This is a genomic window from Paenibacillus sp. LC231, assembly GCF_001860525.1.
In the GTDB taxonomy this organism is placed as follows: Bacteria; Bacillota; Bacilli; order Paenibacillales; family Paenibacillaceae; genus Paenibacillus_AQ.
The window spans coordinates 47289-65506 of the sequence record NZ_JFOM01000018.1; the positions used below are offsets into that span (position 1 = coordinate 47289).

General features: G+C 38.6%; 16 protein-coding genes and 3 pseudogenes. 11 read left to right on the plus strand and 8 right to left on the minus strand.

The genetic code is table 11. The annotated features are described in order from the left end of the window. Positions 1–126: 126 nt before the first annotated feature. On the plus strand, positions 127–1104 hold the full coding sequence (locus tag AK95_RS14670) for a spore germination protein (protein WP_071220732.1): 978 nt from the start codon (positions 127–129) through the stop codon (positions 1102–1104). A 14-nt stretch (positions 1105–1118) separates the two neighbouring features. Further along, a complete protein-coding gene (locus tag AK95_RS14675) occupies positions 1119–2264 on the plus strand; it encodes a Ger(x)C family spore germination protein (protein ID WP_071220733.1) in 1146 nt (381 codons plus the stop codon). A gap of 18 nt (positions 2265–2282) precedes the next feature. On the opposite strand, the gene AK95_RS14680 is transcribed toward AK95_RS14675, so the two are convergent. Then, on the minus strand, positions 2283–2576 hold the full coding sequence (locus tag AK95_RS14680; protein WP_071220734.1) for a hypothetical protein: 294 nt from the start codon (positions 2574–2576) through the stop codon (positions 2283–2285). 168 nt (positions 2577–2744) lie between these two features. Here AK95_RS14680 and AK95_RS35315 point away from each other — a divergent pair. Together AK95_RS35315 and AK95_RS14685 are read left to right on the plus strand one after the other, a co-directional pair. After that, positions 2745–2894, plus strand: a pseudogene (locus AK95_RS35315) (recombinase family protein); the annotation flags it as partial. 20 nt (positions 2895–2914) lie between these two features. Beyond that, the gene (locus AK95_RS14685; RefSeq protein ID WP_071220735.1) at positions 2915–3298 is read left to right on the plus strand and encodes a hypothetical protein; all 384 of its coding nucleotides are present in this window, start codon (positions 2915–2917) and stop codon (positions 3296–3298) included. 237 nt (positions 3299–3535) lie between these two features. Here the strand turns inward: AK95_RS14685 and AK95_RS14690 are convergent, their stop codons facing one another. From AK95_RS14690 to AK95_RS14705, 4 genes are all read right to left on the minus strand, one after another. Beyond that, the gene (locus AK95_RS14690) at positions 3536–4408 is read right to left on the minus strand and encodes a hypothetical protein (protein WP_071220736.1); all 873 of its coding nucleotides are present in this window, start codon (positions 4406–4408) and stop codon (positions 3536–3538) included. A gap of 57 nt (positions 4409–4465) precedes the next feature. After that, positions 4466–4948 carry a hypothetical protein gene (locus AK95_RS14695; RefSeq protein WP_071220737.1) on the minus strand — a complete coding sequence of 161 codons (483 nt, stop codon included), beginning with the start codon at positions 4946–4948 and terminating at the stop codon, positions 4466–4468. Positions 4949–5199: 251 nt separating this feature from the next. Further along, a complete protein-coding gene (locus tag AK95_RS14700) occupies positions 5200–5868 on the minus strand; it encodes a YqeB family protein (protein ID WP_071220738.1) in 669 nt (222 codons plus the stop codon). Between the two features lie 188 nt (positions 5869–6056). Beyond that, positions 6057–6653 (minus strand): TetR/AcrR family transcriptional regulator, encoded by a 597-nt coding sequence (locus AK95_RS14705; protein WP_071220739.1) that lies wholly within the window; start codon positions 6651–6653, stop codon positions 6057–6059. A 101-nt stretch (positions 6654–6754) separates the two neighbouring features. Here AK95_RS14705 and AK95_RS14710 point away from each other — a divergent pair, with 101 nt between their 5' ends. The 4 genes from AK95_RS14710 (at position 6755) to AK95_RS14725 (ending at position 11025) form a co-directional block, all read left to right on the plus strand. Continuing rightward, the gene (locus tag AK95_RS14710; RefSeq protein WP_481855851.1) at positions 6755–7789 is read left to right on the plus strand and encodes a DNA polymerase IV; all 1035 of its coding nucleotides are present in this window, start codon (positions 6755–6757) and stop codon (positions 7787–7789) included. Between the two features lie 584 nt (positions 7790–8373). After that, positions 8374–9231: an ATP-dependent DNA ligase gene (locus AK95_RS14715; protein ID WP_162487582.1), complete on the plus strand. Its 858-nt coding sequence runs from the start codon at positions 8374–8376 to the stop codon at positions 9229–9231. A 256-nt stretch (positions 9232–9487) separates the two neighbouring features. Beyond that, positions 9488–10096, plus strand: coding sequence for a hypothetical protein (locus AK95_RS14720; RefSeq protein WP_071220741.1), 609 nt, complete (start codon positions 9488–9490; stop codon positions 10094–10096). Positions 10097–10650: 554 nt separating this feature from the next. Further along, positions 10651–11025: a hypothetical protein gene (locus AK95_RS14725; protein ID WP_071220742.1), complete on the plus strand. Its 375-nt coding sequence runs from the start codon at positions 10651–10653 to the stop codon at positions 11023–11025. A 191-nt stretch (positions 11026–11216) separates the two neighbouring features. On the opposite strand, the gene AK95_RS14730 is transcribed toward AK95_RS14725, so the two are convergent. Both AK95_RS14730 and AK95_RS14740 read right to left on the minus strand, forming a co-directional pair. Continuing rightward, positions 11217–11672 (minus strand): tyrosine-type recombinase/integrase, encoded by a 456-nt coding sequence (locus AK95_RS14730; protein WP_074961855.1) that lies wholly within the window; start codon positions 11670–11672, stop codon positions 11217–11219. 18 nt (positions 11673–11690) lie between these two features. After that, positions 11691–14410: pseudogene (locus AK95_RS14740) on the minus strand (Tn3 family transposase). Between the two features lie 147 nt (positions 14411–14557). On the opposite strand from AK95_RS14740, the gene AK95_RS14745 reads away from it, so the two are divergent. After that, on the plus strand, positions 14558–15133 hold the full coding sequence (locus tag AK95_RS14745) for a recombinase family protein (RefSeq protein WP_063477457.1): 576 nt from the start codon (positions 14558–14560) through the stop codon (positions 15131–15133). A 254-nt stretch (positions 15134–15387) separates the two neighbouring features. On the opposite strand, the gene AK95_RS14750 is transcribed toward AK95_RS14745, so the two are convergent. Then, positions 15388–15840 carry a hypothetical protein gene (locus tag AK95_RS14750; protein WP_063477456.1) on the minus strand — a complete coding sequence of 151 codons (453 nt, stop codon included), beginning with the start codon at positions 15838–15840 and terminating at the stop codon, positions 15388–15390. Positions 15841–16204: 364 nt separating this feature from the next. Here AK95_RS14750 and AK95_RS14755 point away from each other — a divergent pair. Next, positions 16205–16895: pseudogene (locus AK95_RS14755) on the plus strand (N-acetylmuramoyl-L-alanine amidase family protein). A 248-nt stretch (positions 16896–17143) separates the two neighbouring features. Then, the gene (locus tag AK95_RS14760; RefSeq protein WP_082834228.1) at positions 17144–18217 is read left to right on the plus strand and encodes a GerAB/ArcD/ProY family transporter; all 1074 of its coding nucleotides are present in this window, start codon (positions 17144–17146) and stop codon (positions 18215–18217) included. The last annotated feature ends 1 nt before the right edge of the window (position 18218 follow it).

Sequence of the window (18218 nt, forward strand, 5' to 3'; positions counted from 1 at the left end):
GTTTAACAAACAGGCTGTAATTGGTACATTTATCACTCATAAAAAGAACTCTCCGCGTCTGGAGAGTTCTTACATTTTTATCCATGCGTTTGCGGGTGGTATCAGCTACGCTGGTATTACCCCAGTATGGTTTATGAAACGAAAAAAGTAGGCGTTCGCACGAAAACAACCGTTGCGATTCTATACATGCGTGACATTGTTGATCCTAAGATTGTTCAAGATGTAAAGAATAAATTAGATGATCTTCACATTGACGGAGCGTTTAGCGCCACTCAGCTAGAAGAATTAATGGAACCGACAAAAGCATTATTTCCTTTGATGGGGTATACAGGCAGACCAGACTTTACCGCTAACTGTATGCTAAATGGCCGTGTAGCGTTGATTGTGGATGGTACACCAGCTGCGTTGATTGCGCCTGCCAATTTATTTTTGCTTGTGAAAGCACCCGAAGATATCCACTTTACTGCTTTGGCAGCTACATTTGGTCAAACGCTTCGTTTACTTGGCTTGTCCATATCGCTACTGCTTCCTGCATTTTTTGTTGCCATTCTTACCTATCATCAAGATCAGCTGCCCTATTATCTACTTGCCACTTTGGGGATTAACCGGTTGGGAATCCCTTTTGATGTGGCAGTTGAAATGTTTATTGTACTTCTCTTCTTAGAAATCCTGCGGGAAGCTGGTATCCGATTGCCTTCTGCGGTCGGCTCCACGGCAACGGTTGTAGGAGGACTTATCCTGGGGGATGCGGCCATTCGTGCTGGATTCTTATCCCCTGGTATTGTTGTCATCGGAGCAATTACACAAATCTTTGGTTCAACTTTATCGAGCCTATCATTGGCTGGAACAATTAGTATCTTACGCTTTTTTCTTTTCATTCTGTCTGCCATGCTTGGCATTTATGGCTTCTTTCTTGGATTATTTATTGTGCTCAGCCATTTAGCCTCATTGCGTTCATGCGGCTTGCCTTACTTGGCCCCAATATCACCTCCATTTAAAGACTTGGCCAACGCTTTGTTTCGATTACCTTGGCCATGGCGAAAAACTCGACCGGACATGTTGAAGACACGAGATTCTACAAGGCAAGGGGACAGGCATAAATGAGGAGATATAAAAGTATGGTTGCACTTTTCCTTCTTCTCACCCTTACCGGTTGCTGGAGCAGATATGAAGTGCAAAACATGAACTATGCTACGGCTGTTGGAATAGACTATGTCGATGGTCAATACACCTTATATGTGCAATTGCTTGATTTCTCGACAGTGGCCAAGCTGGAGGGACAGCAAAAAGCGGAGCAGCCCCCGGTTTGGGTGGGCAAAGGCGAAGGTTCCTCGTTTACGGAGGCGGCAAATGATTTGTACAGTACATCACAACAACGCTTAAACTTGGGACAAATCTCTGCCATTTTGTTCAGCGAGAGATTGATGAAGGAAAACAAAGTCGGAGAAGTGCTGGAATTGATCAATCGTTATCGTGAAATAAGGTACTTGGCCTGGCTGTTTAGCACAAGAGAGCCTCCTGAAGAAATCTTGCTGGCAACCCCATTTTTTAGATTATCGCCAAATGCATCCATTCTTCACAAGCCCGAGCAAAATTTCAGACAGCGTTCTATCCTTTCTCCGGTCCGCCTGCAACAATTTGTACTGGACTCAAACGAAAAGGCCAGAACCAGTTATATACCGGAATTATCGCTTCGCAAAGGTCAATGGCAGGAAAGTAATAAACCAAAAGAGCTGCTTAGATATTCTGGCATACATGTATATGATCTACACAATTATTATGGACGAATGGATCTTAAGGATTTGCCGGGAATGCCCTGGCTAAGTACTCACACGATCCGAGTACCTCTTGATTTGTTTGCCGAAGAGAAGCTTGCGGCTGTTCTTGTCGCAGAAAAACCCAAATATGAAGTGACTCCTATTGTGAAATTGAACAAGGCGTATTTCGATATTTCAGTAAAAGTGAAGGCAGGGATCAATGAATTGCATACGGACCTTACCGAAAAGGAACTCACACAAATGGCTCAGGAAAAAATAGAGGAGCAAATCCGCAAAACGTATCAAACTGCTTTTAAAGAGGGTATAGATATTTACAATTTGGGCGAATCTTTGTATCGCAAACATCCACATCAATGGAAGAGCATTGCCACAGGAAAACAGCAACTCGTTTTAAACCAAGATTCCCTGCGCCATGTAAAGGTTGAGGTGAATATTGTTTACCCTGGAAGATATAAATTACATGAACATGGTGAATCCACCTCGTGATTCTGGCAAGTGAAATTATTAACTCACCTTGCTTCTTCTGCTTAGCGTTGGGGAAGCAAGGTTTTTGTTTCCAAAAAAATAGTTTAACGTTGTAAATCCGCATTTTCCTGACGGAACCCCTAAATAGTTTGTATCTTTCGAATAAAACATCATTCCATCTTTATCCTTAGCTATCAGCGCATCAAAATATTCTTCTGCAGCCTCCATCGGTGTCTGGGCAATAGCTCTTTCAGCCGTTGTAGTAGACGATACTAAAATAGCACCTGCAACAACTCCACCAAGCAGAACTGATAATAGTTTTCTAGTTTTCATGGTCTTATTGGCTCCTTTCAATTTTAGTTTTCCTAGTTACTAACCCTTGCCAGGCTCCTAAATTGGTATGACAATAGGAATAACGTAATTTGTTACAAGATAGTTATGATTTTCTTTGAACCTCTTATTAAGTACCTATGCATTCACCTAAAAGTGGTTAACAGTTGAGGAAGAAATTTCAACCGGCCTGAATATAAGCTCCTGAAGCGTGTTTTGCGTGAAGGCGATATATTATTCGTTAAGTCTATCAATAGGTTTGGCCGTAACAAGCAAGAGATCCTAAAAGAGGGGCAATGGTTGATTGATGCCAAGAAAATATACAACAAGGAGAAATCAAAATGAAAAAAATCATTATGAGTGTATTGGCAGTGTCTTTTTTTACGGCAACAGTAGCTTTTGCTGCAGCCTCGCCTGAATTTGTTCCTGATGAAAAATTTACAGAAGTTAAGACTTCTGGTGTTGAGAAAGCCTGGGTTGGGCCAGATCAAGGTGATGATACAATCATCATCGATAGCGAGGGAAATCAAACTACAGCAGGTGAACTGAGGGCACAATTTAATATTAATTTCCAAGAAATTAAGCCGGACGCAATAGATCAGTTACAAACACTTCCTGGTAACGAGAAAAATGAGATTAAGCCACCTGACATATGCGATATCCTTCCTCTCGGCTTTTTTCATCTAAATAGTTTGTATCTGTTATATAAAGCATCATTCCCTTAACTCAGCCTCCATCGGTGTCTGGGGAATAGCTCTTTCCGGTGTTGTAGTAGACGATACTAAAAATAGTTTTCTACTCTTCATGTCCTAATAGCTCCTTTCAGTTTTTAGTTTTCCAAGTTACTAACCCTTATCAGGTTCAACAAAATGAATTTGGTTAATCAGAAGGTCCCCAAAAAAAAAGCGAACGATGATTTTCCTAAGGAAGATCGATCGTTCGCTTTTCTTTTGGGCTAGTATTTATTCGTAGGTATTTCCTGCGAATTTAACGTTCCCAGTACCTTTGTTTTCAACTAAAAGAGCTCTATTCTTACCGTTGGTAATGCTTGTACAAATTTTGGTGAACCTGTCTGTGTCCTTTTTATATTCACCAGGGACTTGTACGGCATTCCCTAACTTAATAATCTGGCCGCTGGTACCAGTTGTTGCAATGGTATACCTCAGGGCAACAACATATTCAGTAGGAACGCCGAGGTTACTTTGTTGCCATCCTATAATGGTGACACTTCCCTTAGTTGTATCGAACAATGAAGTATTAAAAAATTTAAGCTCATTTTCATAAATGAAATCACCAGCATAATAACTTAAAGTTGCGTAGGGACTAATTTCTGATCCGTTATCATTTTGCTCATCTGAGGCATATGTGACTTTATCTTCTACAACAACACTTCTATACTCACTGGATTCAGGATCCATATCAACAATTACATTCTCAACTGGTTCAATTTTGTAACTTCCATTTACTAACTCAGCTTCATAGGGAACGGGAGGAAGTGTACCAAGATCATCATAGGTTAATTCTACAGAGAACGAAATGTTTTGAGGGTTTGAATCATCAATTTGGCTGATTTTGTAATTCTTCAGGGGATTATCTTTGTTAAGCTCAAATTGGCGTTCCAATTTTTCATAGTCTTCACCGCTAACTTTTGCAGTTTCACTAATGTTTTGCTGTACATACCCTGTGAAGTATGAATTCGCCGCACTTTCAAAGGAATAAGTGCTTAAAGAATCACTTGAAGAATGTGTGTTTGTAACCTCGCTTGCCGAAACAATACTACCAAAACTAAATGTTACTGCCATCACTAAAGCCACCAATAAAGATCGTTTTTTCAATTTATTCCCTCCTTTTTCCATATCATACCTTTTACACAAAAATAAGGGAATAATACTTTAGTCCTCATATTTCACATTCTTATTATATTCAACTTTCTTATATGTTGGAGATGAGGGGTTCATATCAATAATCACTGTTTTTATTTGCAATTTATATTTACCGTTCTTGAAATCAACATCATACGTTACAGGTGGAAGTTCACCATTAGCCGTTTCTTCTACTTTCACAGAGACTTTAATACTCCTAGGGTCGGAGTCATCTACTGAAGTAATTTCGAAGTCTTTTACGTGATTGTGAGTGTTATTTAAGATTGTTCTTTCCAGTGCAGTTTTTTCATCTTTATAAATGTGATTATCAGAGATTTTTATTGCATCTTCAAAATTACCAGTTTGTAAATCACTAAAATATCTTTCTACGACAGCAATTGCCTCGGTCCTTGGATTCTCGGGCATTTTTAATGCATTATTTGCACTTGCATAACTTAAAGCAGATGCTATAATGCCGACTGCAATAAAACTAACTATAAATTTTGATCTCATGCTTTTCCCATCTCCTTAGCCTTATTCTAGGTTCTCATATATATAAACACCCATATGTACTAAAAGTTGGTTTTTTTTAGTGGGTTGGATATCTGCAAAGGTGACGCAGTTGCTCTTTCCACTGTTTACAATTAATCATTATAGGGGTCATGTCGACAAAACGCATATATTATACGCTAAGCAAATTGCAACCTAAAAAGTCGAATTCCTATACGCTAAGGAACCGACTTTTTTAAATTTGGCTTGTTTAGTTAAATCTTTCGTACATATTGATCCTTACCCTGATCTTTCACAACTACCCCTAGCTCATTTAAATCCATTTTTAAATTTTTTGCCTTTTTCTTATCTCCTTCTCTAATTGCATTTCTACGTTCATATAAGATTGAATTGGTGTTCTCCCCAAGTAAATGATCTTCTAGGGCCCAAAGTTTGAATTCATCTACATAAGGGTCCTGTTCACACCAAAGGTAATGATGATACAGAAAGATTTCTCGTATTTTTTCCTTCTTAATATCCGTCTTTTCACTCAAAAGTTCTTGACCTTTATTTCCAGTAATTACGACATTATTATCTTCCATAAAGATTTCTTTTACCTCAGATTTTCTAATTATCTTTTCTTTATCATCTTTATTGATCAATATTTCTTGATCGCTTATGCTCATTTTTAGTGCTTCACTATAAACTGTTAGTGATAAAAGAACACCTATAACTACACCTACGAACATCAAGATAATAGACACCCAAAAAGGGTTGAATGCATCCAAAAGTTCAATGACTTTTGAATCAGAAAAGAAAGATATTCTTTTTACGAATTCCAACAACTTTGGAAGAAACCAACCTATCGTTCCTAAAACAATAGGAAATAATACTGCAATCAATTTTTCCAAGAAACCCATACCAATTGTGGATGTATTTTTCATTGGGATTGTTACCTCCGAGACTTTATAGTTAAAAATAGTTGAATTAAGATGTTTAGAGTATCTTGAAATTCTGACAAAAATATTCAATACAAATGAAAATAATAATTATCAAACAACAAATACGCATAAATATATATCCTTATTCAACCATCAATTATTCTAATTAAAGGGAAATAGACCTTTTGATGTTACATAACTATTTTTGTTATTACTCTAGTTAAATCATCCCTATACTTCTCAAGACTAAAGGAAGCCCTATTTTTAAGCATACTTTCTTCTATTGCACCTTGAATCAGAACACAGATCATTTCTACATCAAATTCATTAGAAAACTCTTGTTTCTTTTGTCCCTCTAATAAAATCTCTTTGAGCAATACATTTAACAGATCTTCCTCGTCATCATCAGCTTTATAGTAAGGCACTCCTTCTTCGTCTTTAGCGTTAAAGACAATTTCAATCAATGCGATATTATTTTTATAATTAGCCACTTGGTAAGCCAAACTAGCTTCAATATATGCTTTTAATTGTGAAATAGCCGTTTCTTCTCGAACAACCTTCCCACTAATAAAATCCAATTTTTTGTTAAATAAATGCACTAAGGTTTGATTGATTAAATCCATTTTGCCAGAAAAATGATACGAAATTAATCCTGTACTCACTTTTGCCTTTTTAGCGACTTTAGTTAAACTGACATTTGTATAGCCAAGTTCATCGAGTGTATCAATACAAGCTTGAATAATCTGTTCTCTTCGTGCTTCAGCAATAAAAGATTGTTTGTTTTCCATCAGGGTCTTCCTCTCGTTTATATTGGTTATTCAATTTTTAAATTGGTCTTTCAATCAATTTTTATTTTAATACAAACTTCTTATTCCTGTCAACACTAAGAATTCGACTATCCTGCCTAGTTAGTTTAAATACACCTTATATGGAGGATTACATACGCTATTCATTGCTTATTACTGAGATTTTTGAGGAGTATAGCGACCAAGTGGAGCCGTACAGCATTGATGAGCAATGGATCGAATTAAATCATTATAAGATGTTTGGAGAAACCATAGAAGAGGTTGCCAAGCAAATTCAAGATCGGGTAATGATTCAGACGGGAGTCAGAATTCGGTTCGGCATTGCTGCTAATAAAATAGGTAGTAAGATGGCCTGCGATATGATCGCTAAAAAGAATGAATCCGGTATTTTTCATCTGCGGAAGGAAGAACTGCAGGAGACCATATGGAAATACAAAGTTGAGGAGATGTGGGGCGTAGGCAGCCGAATGAAACGGCATCTGAATAAGATGGGAATCTGGACAATCGGGGATCTGGCTAAAACGCCTCTGCCGCGATTAACCAGACGGTGGGGGGTTAATGGGCAGGTGCTATGGCAATGCGCTAACATGATCGATGACGCACCTGTCTCCCCAATATCGGATGAGCAGAAGGCTTTTGGCAACACTATGACGCTTCCGAGAGATTATCACGATGCACATGATATTGAGACTGTGCTATTGGAGCTGACCATGTCCGTTTGCAGAAGAGCACGTAAAAAAAATCGGATGGGGTGGGTTGTCTCTGTCGGGTGCCAGGGGGCCGATTGGGATTTCCCGACCGGATTTCATCGTCAGGCAAAGATGGAAGAACCGAGCAACCTGACGATGGAGGTTTTTGCTTCCGTGAAGAAGCTGTTTCATCGATTTTGGGACGGTTTGCCTGTCAGACGAGTAGGTGTGAATTTATCTGAATTGGTGGATGATGGGGCGCTGCAGATGTCTTTATTCGTGGATCGTGACAAAATGCTACGCATCGAGAAGACTGTGGATTACATCAAGGATCGGTTTGGCGAAACGGCTATTTTGCCGGCAAGCTCGTTTTTAGATGCTGGTCAGGCTATGGAGAGAGCTAATCGGATCGGTGGACACTATAAGTAGAGGTATTATAGTTTTATTTATGGCTCAAAATAATATTCGGAATTATATGAATATATAATCATACTTTAGAAGGGAGTTGTCGAGATCAATGGTATTAGGTTTGCTTTTAATAGCGATTGTGTTCGCGATTTTTCCTGCTGCTTTTTTTAAATTGTTACGTATTGAGGAAAAAAAGGAGGGTTACGACAAAAGGCGTGACTAAGCTCTTTGAGTCAGAGGCCCACATTGCCTCAAAATGATGTGAGTTATCGATACCAGGAAATCGCACGAGCAGCTACCATTGGTCTATTCAGGCATTTAGATGCGAATCCAATTGGTGGGCGGAGTGATTATCCCTTTGGAATCCGGAACAACTCAGTAAAAGGATTGAAGTTCTACATCCGTCAGGATCGGCGGACACTAGAAGTATAGGTATTATAATAGTAGGTTTAGCGTATACTATTAGCAAAACCGTCAATAAAAACTGCTATAAACAGGCCATTTCCTTCGGGATGTGGCCTGTTTTATTTATATGGATACCATCATATACCTGTGTTATCGGATATCTGGCTATGATACCCTGATATTTAGGGGGAATGAAGGTTATGATACATCCCATGTTGTTGGCAGATGCCCCTGAGCCCTTTGAGTCAAAGGCCCATATTGCCGAATTAAAGATAGATGGAATTAGGGGGATATTGGAGGTAGAGGAGCAAGTTAGATTATATACACGCCATCAAAATGATGTGAGTTATCGATACCAGGAAATCACCCAAGCAGCTGCCCAAGCAACTGGCAAGGGGACGACATTAGATGGAGAATTTGTGGTGTGTGATATCACTACCGGTAAACCGGACTTTGAGGCGACGATGGCCAGATTTTCATCAAACCCTAAGCCTGGAATAGATCGAACACCAGGGCTTACCTACGTAGCTTTTGATATTCTGCAGTATAAGGGTAAGGACCTGACGAAGCTTAATCTGATGCAACGTAAGGAGATTTTAGAAGAGGCTGTTACCGAGAACGAAGTGATCAAGAAAATAAGGTATATGGAGCATGGCTTCATACCCTTGTTTGAACTCTGCAAACAGCAGCAGCTGGAAGGCATCGTGATTAAGCGCAGAGACAGCCGGTATTATCCAGGTAAACGGCCGGAGCATCTTTGGCAACGTGTAGTAGTTTACCAGCGCGAACAATGTGTCGTCCTCGGTTATTCAAAACGGGAAATTGCTTGGCTGATCGGGGTTGAAATAGATGGCGTAATCACGTCTGTAGGAATGCTGAAATACGGCATTACACCATCAGTCCGTAAAGAGGTATTTCCCATATTGAAAAAGACAACCATCAGGGAAACAAAAGATTTTGCCTATGTGGATCCAACGATTAAAATAGATGTTCGGTATCGACATTGGACCAAACAAAACAAAATGAGACTCGCAGTATTAGAGCGAGTGCATCAATAAGAGGACAAATTTATGTCTTCTTTTTTTGTGGCTTTTTTCTGATCTTTCGTCCATTATCTTGGGCTGTTTGTATAATAGCTTTTACCAATTCGTTAACTTCTTTATCACTAATCTTCATATTGGATCCCTCCCATAGTCTTAGTATGGACACATGAAAAAACATGCATACCTCTGCCCTCCTCGCTCATACACATAAATTAAGTCTGCAACACCGCAACAGTGTTACGGCGATACTTTATCAAAAGGTGGGGGTATTATGGCAGGGGAGAGGAAAGAACGTAGTGATAAAAAAAGGCCTGTTGCTCCTTACATAAGAGCATCTGCATATGAGCAAATCGCCAGGATAACTTACGTCTGTGATTTGCCATTGAAAACGGTCGGTGAAATGTTGGCCAGAGAAGGTTTGAAATCTAAAGAACTCCTGGATGTCATTAAAGTAAATTTCCGGAGGGATTTTATCGTGGATGATTATCAGTACTGCTTGGGACATGCAGATAATAAACCATTCCGGATGAACATCGAGGGTGAGAAGTGCCGGTTGGCGATGCGCTTCTTTAATTTTGAGCATGAAAGATTTGCAGCTCTAGCCTTTGCCCTGGATTGTTCAGTTCAGATGGCTGTAGGATATGTTATTGAAACGGCACTGGAGAGAAAAAGCATTATGCTCTCAGTTTTGAGCAAAGGGATTATTCGAGATCTGGATCCGAAAAGAAAAGAGCAACTACGCCGCGTTTGTCGATATATCGATAAAAATAGTCCGGAAGCATACATAACGGTTCCAATGGTCATGGAACACATAATCACGGGGAGTTTATCAAGTCAGAAAAAAATAAATAAAACGATTGATGCATGGAGCCAGTGGTGAGCAGGGTGTATATGAATACAAACCTCCATACAACATAGCACCTTCTCAGACGATTAAACGACCAGGGAGGTACTCAAATAAAAAGGAGAGGGTTATATGGGTAGGAGAGAGAAAAGAGCGAAGAGGTAAAAAGGCAGGTTGCTCCTTACTTAAGAGCAGCAGCTTATGAGCAGATCGCCAGGACGATTGGTTGGGTTTACAGCATTGAAACGTCTTTTGAGAAAAAAAGCATTATGTTCTCAATTTTGTGCAAAGGAATCATTCGGGATCTGGATCCGAAAAGAAAAGAGCAGCTGCACCACATTTATCGGCATCTCGATCAACCTAGCCAGAAGCATACATCACGCAACTCAATGGTCATGGTGTCATGGGATAGTGAATGAATTCAAAAAGTTAAATTTACAGTGTAATTGTGATACAATAAATAGTAGATAATGCATTAAATAGAATTTATTCGATCTGGTATTCTACTCTTAATTTTCTCGGTTTTCTCAATATTTGGAATAAGGAGGTTAAAAGTCGGATATAATATTTATTGAAAGGTGGTATTTAAAATGTTAAAAAAAATAGCTTTAACAGCCGTTGCAGTAACAATGATTTCTGGAATGTTCATAACTATAAATTCATTAGCCAACCCTGCTGATAGTTCCTCCATATCGAAATCGAGTGTTACAGAAGAGGTGGAAACAGATTCTATTGATAGTTTGGATACAGAATTAAGTACTGCAGAAGAGACTAAAGGTATGCCTCTCTCAGATCTTAGAGACATAGAAGAAATTGTTACGCACCATGGTAATTTTGTCCGAACTGATGAGCAAACTATCTTCGATGAGTCTCAAATTGCAAGAGAAAAGAAGAACATTGGTCCAAAGACAATGCAAATAATTCTTGATTACGGAATCTTTTTACGAAAAGAAGAAGAATCTTGAATTTCATAAAAAAGGAACAGTTGTTGAGGACAACTGTTCCTTTTTTTAAGTTAGTTACTCTACATATCCATTTCCAGTTACAGGACCTGTACCAATATTTTGAACTTCGATGGAATAAGTTCCTGGTGGCACTTGATTCCAAATAGGGGTAGTACCAGCGTAGCTGTCACCAAGGGCAAAGTAGTTGTAAATTAAATGGGGAATTTATTTATTACCTCGTTATATTCTTGCTGGGCATCTGTGATTGCAAGCTTCGAATAGATCTCCAATGACTTCCGGCTTTCATGACCGGAATACGGCTGTATGAGTGCGTCATCGATGCCCTGCTTTTTGAGCCAGGTCAACAGAAAATGACGCAGCTTGTGTGGCGACAGGTTTTGAGCAAGTTCAGCTTCCTCCGAATATTTGGTCAAAATCTTTCGTATTCCCCGATCCGTGTACTTTTTCTTCCACGATGATTCAAATAAATAGACCGCCTGTTTTTTCTTCATCGCGTCAGCGTGCATGGCCAGCAGTTCTTTAAATGATTGAGGGAATGGAACGATGCGATCCTTGCCGCCCTTTCCATTATTAATGCGAACTTGGCAGTAAGGGGTACCGTCAGGAAAATGCGGATTTACAACGGTAAGCCCATTTTCCTGACGAATCCCCTATTTTTAACAACGTTAAGAATGTTTCAATGGTCTTAAAGAATCTAACGAGACCATTTTCTCAGTATTAAAATGATATTCTCCTAGCAAATTAATATGTTCCCAACCTAGAGGCGACATATGGTGTAATAATTCTTCATTAAAACTACCAGACTGTTTTTGATATTCAACTGCTTTTGTTAGATGTAAGGTATTCCAGATACTAATGGCATTGATAATTATGTTTAAAGCACTGGCCCTTTGAAGCTGATGCTGTATGGTTCGTTCCCTAAGCTCTCCTTGTTTTCCGAAGAAAATAGCTCTTGCCAGCCCATTCATGGCTTCTCCTTTATTCAATCCTCTTTGTATTTTTCTTCTTAGCGATTCATCTGAAATGTAATTAAGAATAAAGATCGTTTTTTCTATTCGGCCCATCTCACGTAAGGCTGTAGCTAAGCTGTTTTGTCTTGAATAGGAACCTAGTTTCCCCATAATAAGGGATGCTGAAACCGTTCCTTCCCTTATAGAATGAGCTAATCGCAAAACATCCCCATAATTTTCTTTAATGGCCTTTGTATTTATTTGCCCACGTAAAATAGCTGATCACTCGTAAATCGATAGATGGTTGCTCCTTTTCCAGTTCCGTAATGTGGGTTTGCATCTGCATGTAGTGATGAAACACCTATTTGCATTCTCATACCATCTGACGAAGATGTTGTACCATCGCCCCAATAGAAAGGCAATTGTAATTTGTGATGAAAATTTACTAATACAGCTTGGGCTTTATTCATAGCATCTTCATACATGCGCCATTGAGATACATTGGCTAATTGCTTATATGTAAGTCCGGGTGTTGCTTCAGCCATTTTGCTTAAACCAATATTCATTCCCATTCCTAAAAGGGCAGCCATGATAATGATTGTTTCTTCTTTATCTGGTTTTCGATTATTGGAAGCATGGGTGAATTGCTCATGAAATCTTGTTATATGAGCAACATCCATGAGTAAATCAGTTAATTTTATTCTTGGCAGCATTTGATACAGGCTTGCACTAAACTTTTTTGCTTCTTCTGGAACATCTTTTTCTAAGCGTGCAAGTGACAGCTTTCCTTTTTCAAGAGAAACCCCATCTAACTTGTTGGAATTGGCACCTAACCACTTTAACCTTTCGTTAAGGCTGCTGGTTCTCTCCGTCATATAATCTTCGAATGATAAACTAACTGATAATCTCGTATTCTCCTTCGCTTGGTTCCATGTATCTTCTGAAAACAAATATTCCTCAAAATCTCTATATTGTCTGCTGCCAACAATGGAAACATCACCTGCCCGAACATGCTCCCGAAGTTCTGTTAAAACAGCCATTTCATAGTAATGACGATTGATTGTTGTACCATCATCCTCGTATAAATGCTTTTTCCAACGTTTTGAAATAAATTCCACAGGCGAGTCATCAGGTACTTTTCGCTTTCCGGATTCGTTCATTCCTCGGATAATCTCAATAGCTTGTAAAAGTGGCTCATTTGCCTTTGTCGAATGAAATTCCAATACTTTTAATAGCGTAGGCGTATATTTTCTAAGTGAATAAAATCGTTTTTGCAGTAAATCTAAATAATCATAGTCGGCAGGACGTGCAAGCTCTTGGGCTTCTTCCACCGAAGAGACAAAAGAATTCCATTCAATAACGGATTCTAAAACCTCAAAAACGTCTAATTTTTCCTGTTTTGCTTTGATTAAAGCTTGTCCGAGGTTCGTAAAGTGTATAACTTTCTCATTCAGCTTTTTACCGTTTTGTCTCTGAATTTCCTCTTGAGCTTTGCGGCCTTTTGATAACAGACTAAGTATTTGTCTGTCATGAATTTCAAAAGCTTTGTCCGTTAACTCTTGAGTAAGATGTAATAAATAGACGGTTAATATCGAATACCGTTTATTTTCTTGAAAGTCACGAAATGCATAAGGCTCATATCTTGAACCTAAACGAGATAGCTGTGATAGGCGATTGCGATGCAGATGACTAATTTTTACCGTCTCTAATTCTATTCCCCGTATGTATTCGAGTCGTTCTATTACTTTCAGAAATGTTTCGGGTGAAGGATGCCCCGGTGGTTCCTTTAACCAACCCAATATCGTTTTATTGGATTCGGATAGATGCTGCGAAGTAATGATCACTTCAAGTTTTGCTTTTTGCTCATTTGTTAGGGACTGACTAACCGTATTAAATAGCTTCCTTTCAGCCATTGCCCTTGCTTCCCACACCATTCTTTCAAGTGTAGTGATAGCAGGTAAGATGATTTTGTTTTTTCTAAGAAAATCTATACATTCATGCAGCAAATGAATAGCATCACCATTTTCCAAAGCTAATTGATTAAGATGCTTAAATGCCATTCGATATTCCTTTAAAGTAAAAGTTACAAGGTCGTATTCACTTCGAATTTCTTTTAAATGATCCCAAAGTGTATTTTCTCTTTGAGGATAAAGACTAAGCGAAGATGGAATGGCACCGATTTGTTTCGATATATAATTTATGACTGAATCCGGGATGCTTTTGATATGGGTATATGGCCAACTGGGATACCGAAGAATGGCTAATTGAACGGCGAACCCTAAACGGTTTTCTTCCCTTCTTCTTTTATTTATAATTTCTAAATCCCGTTTGGAAAAAGTGTAGTGTGTTCCCAGAACCCACTCATCTTCAGGAATTTGCATAAGGGCCAGTCGCTGTTCCGGTGTAAGCAATTCTCTACCTCTCGCAAATTTCATACAGTATCATCTCACTTCCGTAATTATTCAGTTAATTAGTTCAATTATATATCAATAGAGTGTACTCTATTGATACAAGTATAGTAGACTGATAAAATCATAGTTAAGAGTGTCTCATAAGACTTGTCTCAAAAATGAGGTGAAATTTTGCGGAAAATCGGTTATGTACGCGTCAGTTCGACTAGCCAAAATCCTTCAAGACAATTTCGGCAATTGAACGAAATTGGAATGGATATTATTTATGAAGAAAAAATTTCAGGAGCCACAAAAGATCGTGAACAACTTCAAAAAATGTTAGAGGATTTACAGGAAGGTGACATTATTTATGTTACAGATTTAACTCGAATCACTCGAAGTACGCAAGATTTATTTGAATTGATTGATTTAATACGAAATAAAAAGGCAAGCTTAAAATCACTTAAGGATACATGGCTAGATTTATCAGAAGATAATCCATATAGCCAATTCTTAATTACGGTAATGGCTGGTGTTAACCAATTAGAGCGAGACCTTATTCGTATGCGTCAGCGTGAAGGAATTGAGCTCGCAAAGAAAGAAGGGAAGTTTAAAGGACGGTTAAAGAAATATCATAAAAATCACGCAGGAATGAATTATGCAGTAAAGCTATATAAAGAAGGAAATATGACTGTAAATCAAATTTGTGAAATTACAAATGTATCTAGAGCTTCTTTATATAGAAAGCTATCGGAAGGAAAAAAATAAGCATTCATTACTTATATTAAAAATTTCCGGGGATTGTGAAACAACGTACCTAACCAAGCAGGCTATTTCTATAAGGAAGTATCAATATTTGTTTATCTAACTAGGCACGATCATCAAAGGGTTCCGAGTACATTTTAACGGAGATATACGCTAAACTCAGATTTAAAGCAAGGCTGTATTTTCCGAGAACACTTTATAAAAAACAACCTTAGTCAATCACAAACGAAGGTTGTTTTTATAAAGTCATGGTCTAATTAAAACAATTGCTGTCCCAAGAGCATACCTGAGACTGAAAAGGCACCAGCAGGTGGTAAAACATTAGTATATATGGGAGGTCCCAAACGGGGTGTAAAGGTTGTAGCAATCCAATTTCCATATTCACCAGCCAGCAAAGAGGGAGGTTTCATTATAAACCGTCCACTTAAAACGAAATGCCGAATGCTTATAGCGGTCTCATCAAATATTGTCAAGTTGCCAAAAAAGGAGGCATATGGTGAATCGAAACTTATTTGTTTAGCGCTTTCGTCCCAATACCCATTAATCGGAATAGATATACCACGAAAATTAACTGTACCTACTACTTTGTTGTCTACAATGGAATCAATGGTAAGTATACCTCTAATAATGGATCTCCCCGCAATAGAAGCATCAATCCCCCATACGGATGGAAAGGGGATACTAACTTTGGCTGTCTTTGGAATTTTCAAAATTAACCTCTCCTTGATTATTTTATGTATGGATTGAGTTGTATTTAATCATAATCCTGTAGTAATGATACAGTATATGCACAGAGAATCACTTAGGTGTTTTGTTAAGAAAGAAGCATCAATAATCAATCAGCCTACTGTCTAGATGAACAAGAGTTTGCCTGACCCACGAAAAATATGGAACATTAATTCCTGCTGCTCATACATATGGTCTCGCATTTGGAAAATTTCTTAGCTTTAAAATAAATCATCTGATTCAATGAAATGTAATGCCTATCATCACCTATTTTTATATGTACCTCAGAAGAATTCCTATACCTCCGTTACTCTTCGATCATATTGCATTTGTACGAGGTGGTGTAAAATGTTTAAATTATATTTAGATCCTGGTCACAGGGGAGTGGACCCAGGAGCTATTGGCAATGGGATGCAGGAAAAAGAAATTACCTTAAATATTTCCCATAGCATTCGAAATCTCTCGGAAAACCATTATGAAGGCCTGCAAATTAAAATGAGTAGAACAGCAGATATTACGCGCAGCTTAAAAGAACGTACAGATGATGCGAATGCTTGGGGTGCAGATTATTTTCTATCCATCCACGTTAATGCATTTAACGGTTCAGCTCATGGGTATGAAGATTATATTCATAACAGTTTGTCTGATTCATCGAGAACAGCGTTCATTCGGGACATTAGAAATTGTCAAAGTAAATAACTTGCATAACCGTGGCAAAAAAAAGGCCAATTTCCATGTACTGCGAGAAACCAGAATGCCCGCTTTATTAACGGAGAACGGATTTATTGATCATGCAAGCGATGCCCAAAAATTAAGAGACCCGAATTGGCGGCAAGCGGTTGTCCAAGGGCATGTTAATGGGTTAGCACGCGCGTTTAATTTGAAGAGAAAATCGACTAATCTGAAAAGCAATATGGCTATTAAACGTGTAATTGTTGACGGTGTGCAAGTAGGTGCTTACGCAGAAGAAGAAAATGTGTTGAGAACTGTACAACGCAACCTGAGAACAGCACAAAGGATTATTATTGAAAATGTGTAGTTTCGTTGGGATAACGGTTGCTTGACTGCAAGCACGTTAAAGTTTTATCAAAATGGATAACTAGGCTGGATGAACAAAATATACGCTAAGCCTTTGATGTGACGGGCTTAGCATTTTTTTCTTGCTCTAAGTTGGTCCGGCCGATATAAGCCAGGACTAGCTTAATATCAGATGAATAGAACGAAGTTGTTGAGGGAATTATAGCTCATGATGTTTCTATTTCAAATTGTTGGATTTGAGGTGAGTTTTTGCCTAAGATTACTCCTATTCAGTCATACATGATTATTATGCTTTCGGTTGGATTAATGAACCACGTGATTATTATCCCTTTACTACTCGAAGCATCAAAGCGAGATGCCTGGCTCGTAGTGCTTCTTGTTTTTGTCGCTTCACCTGTCTGGATTGGTTGCTTGAACTACATCATTCAAAACATGAACAATCAACACATTAAAAAGTGGCTAGATCAGCACTTTGGAAAGTTTTTATCTGCAATCTTAGTGATTATTTATAGTTTGTTATTATGGCTCATGGGCTTTATTTCCTTAAAAGATACTCTAACATGGACAATCGCATCTTACTTGCCGCAAACACCGATACTAGTTCTTGCGGGAACCACACTTGTTGCATGCTTCTTTGCTACTTTTCAAGGACTCCGTACAATTGCAATTGTGAGCGGAATATTGTTGCCATTTGTTGTTATTCTAGGTCATCTTGTGGCGATTGCCAATTTTCAGTTTAAAGATTATACCCTGCTTTTTCCTTTGTTAGAAAACGGGACAACTCCATTATGGAAAGGTGTTCCTTACGTTGCCGGGGGATTGCTGGAGTTGCCTTTCTTGATGTTGCTGATTCAGCACAAATTAACAAAAAAACCAGGATTTAAAAGCTTGATGTTGATGTGCTTCATCCTTACAGGAATTACGTTAGGACCATTAATGGGATCGATTGCGATATTTGGCCCTGATGAAGCGGCTAACCAAAGATACCCCGCTTACGCTCAATGGAGAATCGTTAGACTGGGAGAATATGTGGAGCATGTCGATTTTTTTTCGATTTACCAGTGGCTATCCGGTACATTCATTCGTGTGTCCCTTTCTATCTATCTCTTGGGAGAATTGTGGAATTTACAAAAACGCAGATGGTTACCTGTGTTATTTGGCGCATTGGCCATGCTTGTTGCCATTTTGCTGCCGATGAGCGACATGGCTTTTCTAGACTTGTTAGGAAGGTTTTATTTTCCTTCATTTTGTATCTTTACAGTAGGGACCTTGATCCTGTATGTTGGTCGAATGATCATCTCAAGAATTCGCCAAAAGGAGTGAC